The following is a 236-nucleotide window of genomic DNA, read 5'->3' as shown; positions in this document are numbered from 1 at the left end:
CGATGAAGGCCGCGACGTTGGGGCCAAGGGCGAGGGACTCGAGCGCCTCGACGTACTCACCCGCCGACCGCCAGGTTTTGTGTTTTTCGATGTTCGAGATGACATGTTGCCGCGGGATCGCCTCGACCCGCCCGAACAGGTCACCGGCAACGTCGGCATCGACGTGGATCGTCGACAGCGAGCAGGATCCCAGCAACACCGTGGTGACGCCGTGGCGCAGCGATTCGCTCAGCTCC

1 protein-coding gene is annotated in these 236 nt (G+C 64.8%); it reads right to left on the bottom strand.

What is annotated here, in order from left to right; all coding sequences use genetic code 11:
• Positions 1-236 (bottom strand): hypothetical protein (locus SB754_RS22990; protein ID WP_410784564.1); only part of this gene is annotated, 236 nt, incomplete at both ends.

Origin of the sequence: Leifsonia sp. SIMBA_070 (assembly GCF_046534635.1) — a bacterium.
GTDB lineage: Bacteria > Actinomycetota > Actinomycetes > Actinomycetales > Microbacteriaceae > Leifsonia.
This window is presented reverse-complemented; position numbering and strand designations above follow the sequence as displayed.